Below are 12,764 nucleotides of genomic sequence, written 5' to 3'. Positions count from 1 at the left end.
TCGTTACACCTCTAAAATAGTTAAATACAAGTTGTAGATTGCCTCATAGCAATCTACTTTTGTTTATACCAATAATTAATCTTTATAAAAAGTTATATTGTAACTTAACCGTTTTTATATAACATTTACTATTAAAAAACACGAATTGTGAAACTAAAAAAGACGTATAAATATGCTCTTTGGTCAGCATTATACTTAACCGTACTTTCTGCTATTCTTTCGGTACTTACTTACCTGCTTCTTTTTAAATATTTAGGGCTTGTAACCTATGTTATTTTTGGTGTTCTTTTATTTATTATTTCTTTTTTTATTATTCAATTCAGAGCAGAACACTTTATATATCAACGAATAAAAAAACTATATGAAGATATTTCTTTCTTAGATGTTAATGATTTAAAAAGAAAAAAAATTACAACTGATGTAGAGGCCTTAACCAAAACAGTACAAGAATATGTTGAAGGTAAAAGTGAAGAAATTGCAGATTTAACACAAAGAGATTCTTTTAGAAGAGACTTTTTAGGAAATGTTGCTCATGAGTTAAAAACACCTCTTTTTACAGTTCAAGGATATATTTTAACCCTTATAGAAGGTGCTGCAGAAGATAAAGAAATCAGAACAAAATATTTAGAAAGAGCTAATAAAGGTGTGGAACGATTAACCTCTATTGTAAAAGATTTAGATATGATTGCTAAACTGGAAACAGAGGGAATGAAAATGAATATTGAAACCTTTAATATTTTAGAGTTAATTCAAAATGTATTTGATTTATTTGAAATGAAAGCCAAAAAAAGGAGCATTAAACTTAGGTTAGACAGAGTATATGAGTTTCCTTTTTTTGTGAAAGGTGATATTGAAAGAATAGAACAGGTACTTATTAACTTAATTGTTAATTCTATTAAATACGGTAAAGTAGGTGGCGTAACAACTGTTAGTGTAGAAAACTACAATTCTAAAAAATTCATTATTAAGGTTAATGACAACGGTGAGGGTATTAAACAAGAACATTTATCTCGTTTATTTGAACGTTTTTATAGAGTAGATCAAAGCCGCTCCAGAGAACAAGGAGGTTCCGGTTTAGGATTATCTATTGTTAAACATATTATTGAAGCACATGGCGAAACTATACTTTTAAAAAGTAAGTATGGTGAAGGCTCTGAATTTTCTTTTACTTTAGAAAAAGCGGTTTAAGTATTAAAACCAAAATCCTAGATTAAATAACCAATAATTTTCTTTATGGTCCGGTGACCAAGTGTATTTAAACTCTATCGGACCAATAAAGGTATCTATTCCGTACCCTACAGCATACCCTGATTTGGTATTACTAAATAATTGACCTTTTTTAAATACATCGCTTTCAACACGAGCGTAATTAGCTATAAATGTTGCATATTGATTATTGTAAACTCTATATCGAAGGTTAAATTCTGATTTTAAAAACGATTGATTGTTTAAGGTTCCTGTATCATACCCATAGAAAGAAACAAAATTATTAATGTAATTTTTGTTATAGCCTCCCAGTCTGAAATCAAAAATTTCCGATGATAAATTTCCAAGCGTATACCCCGCTTCAGCAGTATACTGAAATGTTAGTCTATCATAAAAAGTTTTAGCAAATCCTAGTGCTCCTGATACTTGTGAAAATTGGTTATATCGATCACTATTGGGTATAAATTTATGTAGGTTTTCATTTCTGTCAGACCACATAAACCATTTAAAACCTATGCTGGCAAAATAACCATCTGTAGGATATGTTTTTTTATCATAAGTATCTAATTTCAGAAAAGTGAACGCATTTATGTAATTACTATCATCAAAAATAGTTTCTTCTCCGTTGGTTAAGAATGTATCTGAAGTTACTTTTATTTTTTTGTTTTCTACCCCTATTCCAAAAGCAAACTTTTTATCAACCGTAGTTTGAATAAAAAGCGCATTAGAAAAATCTAAATACCTGATATTAATTTTATTAATAGAATTTTCGTCAAATAAAAAAGGCCCTTTAAAAGAATTATAACGAGATGAAAAACCATAGCTGGGAATTAATCCGTTATCAATAAAATAGTTAAATTCATATCGTATTCTATCTCCTATACCCACATCAAAATTAAGTTCATCATTAAGCATAAATAACTTTTTATGATTATACCCAATCAAAACTGCAGATTTATACAACAAATCATAATGAATTCCGAAACGTAAATACGATTGAATTTCATCTTCTTTTACTTTTATTTCCAATCTTTTACCGGTAAAAGAAGTGTCGAAATGATAATCAATTCTATCAAAATTATTGGTAGCTGTTAAAGAGCTTATTTTTTTAGAAATGTCTTTGTAAGAAACACTATCTCCTTCTTCAAGCTGCAATTTTCCTAGCACATAATTGTCTGTATAATTTTTATTTCCTTTAATAATAATTCTATCAACCAAAAACTTTTTAGGCTTAAGCGTTAATTGAGGTCTTATTTTTTTGGTATTTTGAAGTTTAGCTATGCTATCAAAAACCACTTTGTAGGGTTTAGCAACTCTTATTCCTTCTTCTAAAATGTCTTTTTTCTTATCAAATGAAATAACGCTATATTCTAAAATGTCCGGTTTTAATGAAATATCTAAAAGATTAACCTGTTCATCTGATTTTTTATACATCTGAAAGTTAATTATTTGTAGTAATAATGATGCTACAGAAGATAATTCATCTCTTTTTAATAACTGACCTTGTACATTAACTCCAATTACGAGATCTACCTTTTTAGTTCTCATAACATCTACCGGAAAATTATTTACAACTCCGCCATCAACCAAAAGTTTACCATCAATATCTACCGGATTTAGTAACGACGGAAATGCCCCGCTTGCTCTAAGTGCCAAAGGTAAAGATCCGTTTTCCAGAATTACTTCTTCTCCTGTTTCAATATCGGTAGCGATACAATAAAAAGGCGTGGGTAATTTGGTAAAATCAGTAATTTCATCAACCGGAGCTAGCAATTCTGTTAAAAAGTTTAGCACATTTTGTCCTTTAGACAATCCTAAGGGTAATCCTACTTTTCCTTTTTTTACCGGTAGCGTAATGGCGTATTTTTCTCCATGCTGCTTCATAAAAAAAGGTTTCGCCTTTCTACTTACTTCATCTTGAAGAAGTGACATAAAATCTGCTTCTTCTATAATTTTTTCTATTTGATCTGCTGAATACCCGGCAGCATAAAGTCCGCCCACAATAGCCCCCATACTGGTACCTCCAATATAGTCAATTTGTACCCCGGCTTTTTCTAGCTCTTTTAACACACCAACATGGGCAAAACCTTTGGCTCCACCTCCACTTAAAACCAAACCGATTCTTGGCTGTTGCTGAGCCATTAACATTGTAGGGATTATAAGTAAGAATAATAGCTTTTTCATAGATTACTGTTTATGATAGTATTCGTAAATTTTTTGTGCTCTTGCTAAGCCAACTGCTTCTTTTAATTCTTCTAAACTAGCACTTTTTACTCGCTTAGCCGATTTAAATTTACGTAATAAATTAGTTATGGTTTGTTTACCTACATCCGGTATTTGTTCCAATTCAGAATGTATGGCACTTTTGCTTCGTTTATTTCTATGAAACGTAATTCCAAAACGGTGTGCTTCATTACGTAGATACTGAATAATTTTAAGTGTTTCTGATTTTTTATCTAAGTACAGAGGTACACTATCTCCCGGATAATAAATTTCTTCTAATCGTTTAGCAATACCGATAATGGCAATTTTTCCTCTTAAATCCAACGCATCTAAACTTTTTAAAGCGGAAGATAATTGTCCTTTACCACCATCAATAACAATTAGTTGTGGCAACGGTTTTTCTTCTTCTAATAATCGTTTATACCTACGGTATACGACTTCTTCCATAGAGGCAAAATCGTCGGGTCCTTCAACTGTTTTTATATTGAAATGACGATAGTCTTTCTTACTGGGTTTTCCATCCTTAAAAACAACACAAGCAGCTACCGGATTTGTTCCTTGAATGTTTGAGTTATCAAAACACTCTATATGTCTTGGTTCAACACGTAAACGCAAATCTTTTTGCATTTGAGCCATGATTCGTTTTACATGTCGATCAGGATCTATAATTTTTATCTGCTTAAATTGTTCTTGACGGTAGTATTTAGCATTTCTTTCTGATAACTCAACAATTCGTTTTTTGTCGCCTAATTTAGGAACGGTTACTTTTATATCCGCTCCTACATCTACCTTAAAAGGCACGTAAATTTCACGAGATAACGAGTTAAAACGATTACGTGTTTCAATAATAAATAGTTCTAATAAATCCTTATCACTTTCTTCCAGTTTTTTCTTAATTTCAGTTGTATAGGATTGTACAATAGCACCATTCATTACCTTAAAAAAATTGGCATATCCATGAGTTTCATCAGAAATAATTGAAAATACATCTACGTTATTTATAGATGGATTTACAATGGTTGATTTCGCTTGATAATTTTGTAATGCTTCTAATTTTTCTTTAATTTTTTGAGCTTCTTCAAACTTCATATCAGCAGCAAGCTCTAACATAAGCGTATGAAATTGCTCTATGCTTTCTTTAAAATTACCTTTAACAATATTTCTAATAGCCTTTACATCTTCCAAATAGTTTTCTTCCGATTGTAAACCTTCACAAGGTCCTTTACAATTTCCTATATGGTATTCTAAACATACTTTGTATTTATCTGAATTTACTTTGGTTTCATGCAAATCATAATTACAGGTACGCAGTGTGTATAATTCTTTAATTAAATCTAACAACGCGCTTACTGTGCGCACATTGGTATACGGTCCAAAATATTCAGATCCGTCTTTTATAACTCTTCTGGTAGAAAAAATACGAGGAAATCGTTCATTTTTAATACAAATCCATGGGTATGATTTATCATCTTTTAATAAAACATTATATCTGGGTTGGTATTTTTTTATCAGATTGTTTTCTAGTAATAGAGCATCTGTTTCCGTATCAACTACAATATGCTCTATGCGTACAATTTTTTTTACCAGTACCCTGGTTTTTCCATTTTCATGGTTTTTAGTAAAATAAGAGGTAACCCTTTTTTTTAAGTTCTTAGCTTTCCCAACATAAATAATAGTATCATCTTTATCAAAATATTGATAAACTCCGGGTGAATTAGGTAAGGTTTTTATGTGTAATTCTAAAGATGTTGGCATACAACGAAAATACAATTTTATCAAAATATATTTACCGTAATACAGTACATTTATACCTTTATCGTAAAAAATGCAGGAGACTTTAAATTTTTATAAAAAGCAGATAGACCAATTAACTCAAGAATTATCTACAATCAATAGAACTATTTTATGGGTTAGAATTTTAAGACTACTTGTCTTTACCTCAACAGCGTTACTTATATACGTTACTTTTCATCAAAAAAAACCTCCTTTTTTTATCATATTATTGGGCTTGTTAGTCTTTGTTTTCTTAATAGTAAAACATCAAACTTTAAAGGAAAACCGTGGTATTTTACTTTCTAAAATAAGCACGAATAACCTTGAAATTAATGTGATAAATGGTCGTTTCACAAACCTTCCTGATGGTAGTGAATTTGCAGATCCTTTACATTTTTACAGTCAGGATATTGATCTTTTTGGAAAAGGTTCGTTTTTTCAATACCTAAACAGAACGGTAACCCATCATGGAAAAGCAACCTTAGTCAACATACTTTGTAGTAATACCATTACTCAAGTTGAAAAAAAACAACATGCTTTACAAGAACTGTCTAAAAAAGTACTTTGGAGACAACATTTTAGTGCTTTAGCAAATTCTGTTGCAAATACTAATACGCAAACTACTCAGATTATTTCTTGGATAACCGGATATACAAACAAAATTCCGCCGTTTTTAACCTATTTTACCCCTTTATTTTCGGTAATATCTATTGGAATTATTGCTTTATTGATTCTTAAAATAATCCCTTTTGTTGTTTTTACTTTATGGTTTTTTATCGGACTTATCATTACCGGTATTTATTTAAAAAAAACTAGTTCTATATACACTTCCGCCGGTAATGCCAAAGCAATTTTTAAACAATACTATCTGTTACTGGAGCATATTGAAAATGAAAAATTTGAATCTGAAATACTATTAGAAAAACAGCAAAATATTGCTATTAAAAACGAAAAAGCTTCCAGTATTTTTAAAAAATTCTCACGAATATTAGATGCTTTTGACCAACGCAACAATATTGTAATTGCTGTGATAGGAAATGCCTTGTTTTTATGGGATATTGTAAATGCTAACAAAGCAGAAAAATGGATAAGCAACTATAAACAAGTCGTACAACAATGGTTTGATGTGGTTGCCTTTTTTGATGCCAATACCTCTTTAGGTAACTTTGTGTTTAACCACCCTGATTATGCTTTTCCTGTTATTCAGAAAAATGAAAATGGAATAAATGCTAAAAATTTAGGGCATCCGCTTTTAAATAGTACTAAGCGAATTGATAACAATTTCTTCATAGATAAAGACCAATTTTTTATTATTACCGGAGCTAATATGGCTGGGAAAAGTACTTTTTTACGTACCGTTTCTCTATCGATTATTATGGCCAATTGCGGACTCCCGGTTTGCGCTGAGAGTTACTCTTACACACCTATAAAATTAATCACCAGTATGCGCACGTCAGACTCTCTTTCTGACGACGAGTCTTATTTTTATTCTGAATTAAAAAGATTAAAATTTATTGTGGATGCTATTAAAACCGATACCTACTTTATTATTCTGGATGAAATTTTAAAAGGAACCAATAGTAAAGATAAAGCAGTAGGCTCTAAACAATTTGTTGAGAAACTTACTCTTTCTAAATCTACCGGAATTATTGCTACTCATGATATCAGTTTATGCGAATTGGCTGAAAAACATTTGCAAATACTCAATTATTATTTTGATGCTGAAATTGTAAATGATGAGCTCTTTTTTGATTATACCTTAAAAACCGGAATTTGTAAAAATATGAATGCTTCTTTTCTCTTAAAGAAGATGGAAATTGTATAAAGTAATAGCAAATAGTTTTTCAATAAAACTATGATAAATGACAGTTTATAATTGATACATTAATCCGTACCTTTGTTATATGCACAAACTTACCGATAGTTTTGGTCGTCAAATTAAGTATGTACGGTTAGCAATTACTGATCGTTGTAACTTGCGTTGCCAATATTGTATGCCGGCACAAGGCATTGATATTGTTCCTAGAAAAGAGTTACTTACCTACAAAGAAATGTACCGAATTATACGAGTTCTTACAGAATTAGGAGTTTCAAAAGTTCGTTTAACCGGTGGTGAGCCTTTTGTTCGTAAAGATCTTATAGGGTTTCTGGAAATGCTTTCTTATAACGATTTATTAGATACCATTAATATTACTACCAACGGTGCCTTGATTTCTAAACATATCCAAACACTTGAAAACCTTAAAAAGATAAAAAACATCAATTTAAGTATGGATAGTTTACAAGCAGATAAGTTTCATAAAATAACCCGTCGTGATGTTTTTCCTGAGGTATATAAAACCTTTGAACTTTTAGAAAAAAGTAGTTTACATTTAAAACTCAATGTGGTAGTGCAATCAGGGTTTAATACTGATGAAATTAACGATTTTGTTCAGCTTACCCAAGATAAAGACATTGCTGTTCGATTTATTGAAGAAATGCCGTTTAATGGTAACGGACAACGAAACTTACAAGAAACTTGGAACTTTAATAGAATTCTGCAAGAAATTACTTCTGAATATGAAATTACTGAAGTGCCTTCTAAAAAATCATCTACTTCTAAAAACTATCAAGTTAAAAACTATGTTGGAACTATAGGAATTATTCCGGCTTTTACAAGAACCATTTGTAATGATTGTGATCGAATACGAATTACCTCAACAGGCATGTTAAAAAACTGTTTGTTTGATGATGGTGTGTTTAGTATTCGTGATTTCTTACGAAACGGAGCCAGTAATGAAGATTTAAAACTATTATTTTTAAAATTAGTAAAAGAAAAACCTAAAAATGGTTTTATAGCAGAGGCTAATAGAAAAGGAAACGTGTCTGAAAGTATGAGTACCATTGGAGGGTAAATCAATATAGTAATGTAATAATTTATCAATCAAATTTTTACAAATGATTACAGTAGAACAAGCCAAACATATAATTTTAGAAAACACACAAGATTTTGGTGTTGAGGAAATTCCGTTTTTAGAAGCTGTCGGAAGAGTATTGAAAGAAGATATTGTTGCCGATAGAGATTTTCCTCCATTCAACCGAGTAGCTATGGATGGTATTGCTATTAATTATCGTTTTTTTGAGTATGGTATTCGTGATTTTAAAATAGAAGGTATTCAACCTGCCGGCGCACCACAACAAAGTATGGAAAATGCAGCGCATTGTTATGAGGTAATGACAGGCGCTTGCTTGCCTGATAATACTGATACTGTAATTCGTTATGAAGATGTAGCTATTAATACCTTAATGGCAACTGTTACTATTGATAAAATTACCGAAGGTCAAAATATTCATGTACAAGGTTCTGATAAAACCAAAGAGGAAATTCTTATTAAAAAGAATACGCTTATTTCTGCTGCTGAAATAGGGGTTCTAGCTACTGTAGGAAAAGCGATGGTTAAAGTTGCCAGGCTTCCTAAAGTAATGATTGTTTCTACGGGTGATGAATTGGTTGATGTAAACGAAAATCCGTTAGACCACCAAATTCGAAGAAGTAATGTATATACCTTAGTTTCTTTACTGAATAACTTAAAAATTCCTGCTGAAACTTCTCATATAGCTGATGAAAAATCAGTTTTAAAAGAAAAAATAGCGACTTTTTTACAAAAATATGATGTGCTGTTATTTAGCGGTGCTGTAAGTAAAGGAAAATTTGATTTTTTACCTGAGGTTTTAAATGAGTTGGGCGTTAAAAAGTTATTCCACAGTGTTTCACAAAGACCGGGAAAACCTTTTTGGTTTGGCATTGCAGAGGCTTTAAACATTAATAATGCTGTGAGTACTGAAAAACCTTCTGAGAATAAATATCAAAAGAACACAACGGTATTTGCTTTTCCCGGAAATCCGGTTTCTACATTTGTAAATTGTTTAGTTTATTTTTATCCTTGGTATAAAAAATCTACTGAAATTATTTCTGAAGAAAAAACCGTAATTTTAGCTGAAGACATCACTTTTAAACCCAATTTAACCTACTTTTTACAAGTAAAATTAACTATAAAAAACGGACAACTTTACGCAACACCAATACAAGGAAATGGTTCAGGCGATTTAGCAAGTTTAGTTGAAACTGACGGTTTTATTGAACTCCCAAAAACGGAAGAAATAGTATTTAAAAAAGGAAGTGTTTTTCCGGTAATTACATGGAAAACATGGTAGTAGTTGTATCTATTCGTTTAGCTATAAAATCACTACGTTGAATAGTCTCTAAGAAACAATTATCAGGAAACAGGTGTACAACAAATTTCCTTTTTTAAAACTCATTTGGTATAACACCGTCACTGCGAAGTAAATACTTTTACTGTGGCAGTCTCTTTAAATAGAGAGATTACTTTAGTCGTTACAAACTCCTTCGTAATAACTCAAAAGGAAATTTGTCGTACACCTCTTACATAACCATGTCTATGAAAGTATTTTTCAATACACAAATATATAGGAACGCTTAACAAGACACTAGGAATGCCTCACAAGCACACAGGAACGCTTAACAAGGCACTAGGAACGTCTTACAAGTACATAGGAGCGCTTAACAAAGCACTAGGAACGCCCCACAAGCACATAGGAACGCTTAACAAAGCACTAGGAACGTCTTACAAGCAATAAAAGCTTTCAGAATACTCAAAAACACGCCTTAATTTCTCAAGGAATCTGCGTATTTTTATACCTGAAATCAGATCAAGATCTAACCGGTTTTTTAAAAGAGTAATTTTAAATCTTTTAAACTTATCCCTGATAGCCTTAGATTTTAACCTGATACTTAATACAATACTATATGAGTTTTTCACACATTAATGAACAAAACCAACCTAAAATGGTGAATGTTTCCGATAAAAAAATTACGAAACGTACAGCAATAGCAAAAGCAACCATGTTTTTAGGATCAGAAATTGTGAGTCATTTTACCAACAATGAACTCATCACTAAAAAAGGACCCGTTTTTCAAACAGCTATCATTGCCGGAATTCAAGCTGTGAAAAAAACATCTGATATTATTCCTATGTGTCATCCGTTACTAATTAGCGGAGTGGATATTGATATTCATATAATAGACGAGGAACATGTAGCGGTTTTTTGTAAAGTAACTATTGAAGGTAAAACCGGCGTAGAAATGGAAGCGCTTACCGGGGCTTCGGCAACTTGTTTAACCATTTATGATATGTGTAAAGCAATCAGTCAAAAAATGGTAATTAAAGAAGTAAAATTAGTGGAAAAAACAGGAGGTAAATCAGATATTAAAAATGGGTAAAGAACATACTAAACATACAAATCTGGAAAAAAAGTATAACGATAGTTTTGCTCCTAATGAATTGGCTATACTGGGAACAAAATGTGGCACTATTGCCAATCTTGTACAAGAAATTTCTAAAAAATTATCTCAATTCAATTTAGGATATTTTGATGCTTCTCATGCTACTGATGTCCAACAAAATACGTTGTCTGAATATACTTTTCATCGTGAAGGTAATTTGCAAATAACAACTACTTCTTCTGTAAACAAATACGAACAACGTTTACAGTTTTACAATCACGATTTAGTATTTATTAACGGAAACCATTACCAAGGAGCTAAACAAATACTGATTTTAGATGAAGAAAAAGAAGCTTCTATAAAAAAGAGGTTAGATCAGCTAACCAGCATTCAGTTTGTTATTAAACTACATGAAAACTCAACCTATTTCGATTGTTTATTAGAACGCTTTCCGTATATAAAAAATAGTACCTGTTATACTATTAATGAAATTGATAAAATTACACGTCATGTTCAAACACTAATTGAGCAGCATATTGCTCCGGTTAAAGGATTAGTTTTAATTGGTGGAAATAGTACACGAATGGGAACCGATAAATCTGAATTGCAATATTTTGATAAACCTCAAAAACAACATATTAAAGAAGTATTAGAGAATTGTTCTTTAGAAACATTTTTCTCTGTTCAAAAACCTTCAGCAAAAGAAGATGAAATCCATGATACCTTTCTAAACTTAGGTCCTTTTGGCGGAATTTGCTCTGCTTTTCAAAAAAAACCGAATACCGCTTGGTTAGTGCTAGCCACTGATGTTCCTTTTGTAACTAAAGAAATTATTCAACTACTTTTAGAAAATAGAGATCCAAGTAAAGTAGCCACTACTGTTAAAGGGAAGAATAAAGAATTTCCGGAGCCTTTAATTACTATCTACGAACCTAAAGCCTACGGAAAATTGTTGCAATATTTAGCTCAAGGATACTCATGTCCGCGTAAAATGTTAATTAATTCTGATGTTAATATTGTTGAAGTTGAGGACGATTTTATAAGAAATATAAATACTCCTGAAGAATATACCGATGCTAAAAAACTATTAAACAGACTCTAAGTTTTTCTTTCTAAACTCTGTAGGAGTCATATTGGTTAACTTTTTAAAAGCATAATAAAAAGCTGCTTTGCTATTAAAACCAACGTCTATAGCAATAGCAAAAATAGTATCCGGGTTTTTAACCAATAGCTTTTTTTTAGCTTCTTCAATACGAAACGTATTAATATAATCAGTAAAACTCATCTTTTGATTTTCATTAATTGCTTGAGACACATAAGGTACCGGACAATTTAGCTTTTTAGCAATGGTATTTAGTTTTAATTTTGGAGATAAATACAATTTTTCTGTTTTAACAATGGTATCAATTTTATTAAACAATTCTGATGAATCACTTAAATTAGAATGTTTATACTTTTCTTCTGACGGTAAATCTTCATAATCACCTGTTAAAGCAAATACCGGATAATACATTAAAGAATATGCTAAAACAAAAAAGAAGAGTGTATATAAAACCGGTTCTATTTTAAATAATTCCGGTATTAAATCATAATCAAACAACGCAAGTACAACTTCTACCAAAACAGCAATGATTAACAACATATTGGCTTTTAAAAGTAAATCTATCCATTTAAAATAAATGTTTTTTCTTCTATCTAAATCAATCACCAAATGTGTTTCTTTAAAAATAACATATGATTTGTACAGAAATATAATATTTATACTACTGGCCAGTATAAACTCAAAACCAAAAAAATTAAGGTATATAGGATTTGTAAATCCTTCTACCCTGTCAACCTTTCCTATAGCATAAAAGAAAAATGCTGATTTAATTATTGAATAGGAAATCAGCATAAGTAAATACTTTTTTCCTTTAATTGATTTTAGTGTTAAACAAGTAGAAAACTTATAAAATAAAAAACCAATAAAAGGAAATAGAATATAAGATGTGTACCAAATTATAATGGGTAGTTTAAACTTGTTTGCCGTAGTAAAAGTATCTAATGACAGTAAAGAATAAATAAATGTTGTAGCCCCTAAAGAGTATCTAACACATTTATTTTTACCTAAGTTGTTTTTTGTAAGAAAAATAAAAACAGTTAAAAAAATTCCTAGTAAAAAACTTACTTTAGGAAAGATACTTGTAATATAATTCATATATAACATTGATTAGTAAAAATCTAACATTATAAATTTAGATATTTTTATTTTAAAAAAACAGGTCTCATTTTATAATAC

The 12,764-nt window shown here is 30.6% G+C and carries 10 protein-coding genes; 7 read left to right on the top strand and 3 right to left on the bottom strand.

Annotation, left to right across the window (positions count from 1 at the left end; all coding sequences use genetic code 11):
- The first annotated feature begins 147 nt into the window (after positions 1 to 147).
- Positions 148 to 1,188: a sensor histidine kinase gene (locus tag ACQY1Q_RS06165; protein WP_431004416.1), complete on the top strand. Its 1,041-nt coding sequence runs from the start codon at positions 148 to 150 to the stop codon at positions 1,186 to 1,188.
- Between the two features lie 3 nt (positions 1,189 to 1,191).
- Here ACQY1Q_RS06165 and ACQY1Q_RS06160 read toward each other — a convergent pair whose 3' ends face one another.
- A complete protein-coding gene (locus tag ACQY1Q_RS06160; protein ID WP_431004415.1) occupies positions 1,192 to 3,390 on the bottom strand; it encodes a patatin-like phospholipase family protein in 2,199 nt (732 codons plus the stop codon).
- 3 nt (positions 3,391 to 3,393) lie between these two features.
- Positions 3,394 to 5,184, bottom strand: a complete 1,791-nt coding sequence (gene uvrC / locus ACQY1Q_RS06155; RefSeq protein ID WP_431004414.1) for an excinuclease ABC subunit UvrC — start codon at positions 5,182 to 5,184, stop codon at positions 3,394 to 3,396.
- Between the two features lie 70 nt (positions 5,185 to 5,254).
- Here uvrC and ACQY1Q_RS06150 point away from each other — a divergent pair, with 70 nt between their 5' ends.
- From ACQY1Q_RS06150 to ACQY1Q_RS06125, 6 genes are all read left to right on the top strand, one after another.
- Positions 5,255 to 7,027 (top strand): MutS-related protein, encoded by a 1,773-nt coding sequence (locus ACQY1Q_RS06150; RefSeq protein WP_431004413.1) that lies wholly within the window; start codon positions 5,255 to 5,257, stop codon positions 7,025 to 7,027.
- Positions 7,028 to 7,106: 79 nt separating this feature from the next.
- Positions 7,107 to 8,096 (top strand): GTP 3',8-cyclase MoaA, encoded by a 990-nt coding sequence (moaA, locus tag ACQY1Q_RS06145; protein ID WP_431004412.1) that lies wholly within the window; start codon positions 7,107 to 7,109, stop codon positions 8,094 to 8,096.
- Positions 8,097 to 8,139: 43 nt separating this feature from the next.
- Positions 8,140 to 9,396 (top strand): molybdopterin molybdotransferase MoeA, encoded by a 1,257-nt coding sequence (locus tag ACQY1Q_RS06140; protein ID WP_431004411.1) that lies wholly within the window; start codon positions 8,140 to 8,142, stop codon positions 9,394 to 9,396.
- A gap of 300 nt (positions 9,397 to 9,696) precedes the next feature.
- Entirely contained in the window at positions 9,697 to 9,840 is a 144-nt protein-coding gene (locus tag ACQY1Q_RS06135; RefSeq protein ID WP_431004410.1) for a hypothetical protein, read from the top strand.
- A 169-nt stretch (positions 9,841 to 10,009) separates the two neighbouring features.
- Positions 10,010 to 10,483: a cyclic pyranopterin monophosphate synthase MoaC gene (moaC, locus tag ACQY1Q_RS06130; RefSeq protein ID WP_431004409.1), complete on the top strand. Its 474-nt coding sequence runs from the start codon at positions 10,010 to 10,012 to the stop codon at positions 10,481 to 10,483.
- Positions 10,476 to 11,588, top strand: coding sequence for an NTP transferase domain-containing protein (locus ACQY1Q_RS06125; protein ID WP_431004408.1), 1,113 nt, complete (start codon positions 10,476 to 10,478; stop codon positions 11,586 to 11,588). Before moaC ends, ACQY1Q_RS06125 begins: the two co-directional genes overlap by 8 nt.
- On the opposite strand, the gene ACQY1Q_RS06120 is transcribed toward ACQY1Q_RS06125, so the two are convergent.
- Positions 11,574 to 12,683: a helix-turn-helix domain-containing protein gene (locus tag ACQY1Q_RS06120; protein WP_431004407.1), complete on the bottom strand. Its 1,110-nt coding sequence runs from the start codon at positions 12,681 to 12,683 to the stop codon at positions 11,574 to 11,576. The two genes, ACQY1Q_RS06125 and ACQY1Q_RS06120, sit on opposite strands and share 15 nt — an antisense overlap.
- Between the last annotated feature and the right edge of the window lie 81 nt (positions 12,684 to 12,764).

The organism is Tenacibaculum sp. TC6 (assembly GCF_050606265.1).
In the GTDB taxonomy this organism is placed as follows: Bacteria; Bacteroidota; Bacteroidia; order Flavobacteriales; family Flavobacteriaceae; genus Polaribacter.
This window is presented reverse-complemented; position numbering and strand designations above follow the sequence as displayed.

Bases quoted from the DNA above. Each gene is read 5' to 3' on its own strand.
- ACQY1Q_RS06140 (WP_431004411.1), top strand. From the start codon at position 8,140: ATGATTACAGTAGAACAAGCCAAACATATAATTTTAGAAAACACACAA.
- moaA (WP_431004412.1), top strand. From the start codon at position 7,107: ATGCACAAACTTACCGATAGTTTTGGTCGTCAAATTAAGTATGTACGG.
- ACQY1Q_RS06135 (WP_431004410.1), top strand. From the start codon at position 9,697: ATGCCTCACAAGCACACAGGAACGCTTAACAAGGCACTAGGAACGTCT.
- ACQY1Q_RS06150 (WP_431004413.1), top strand. From the start codon at position 5,255: ATGCAGGAGACTTTAAATTTTTATAAAAAGCAGATAGACCAATTAACT.
- moaC (WP_431004409.1), top strand. From the start codon at position 10,010: ATGAGTTTTTCACACATTAATGAACAAAACCAACCTAAAATGGTGAAT.
- ACQY1Q_RS06120 (WP_431004407.1), bottom strand. From the start codon at position 12,683: ATGAATTATATTACAAGTATCTTTCCTAAAGTAAGTTTTTTACTAGGA.
- uvrC (WP_431004414.1), bottom strand. From the start codon at position 5,184: ATGCCAACATCTTTAGAATTACACATAAAAACCTTACCTAATTCACCC.
- ACQY1Q_RS06125 (WP_431004408.1), top strand. From the start codon at position 10,476: ATGGGTAAAGAACATACTAAACATACAAATCTGGAAAAAAAGTATAAC.
- ACQY1Q_RS06160 (WP_431004415.1), bottom strand. From the start codon at position 3,390: ATGAAAAAGCTATTATTCTTACTTATAATCCCTACAATGTTAATGGCT.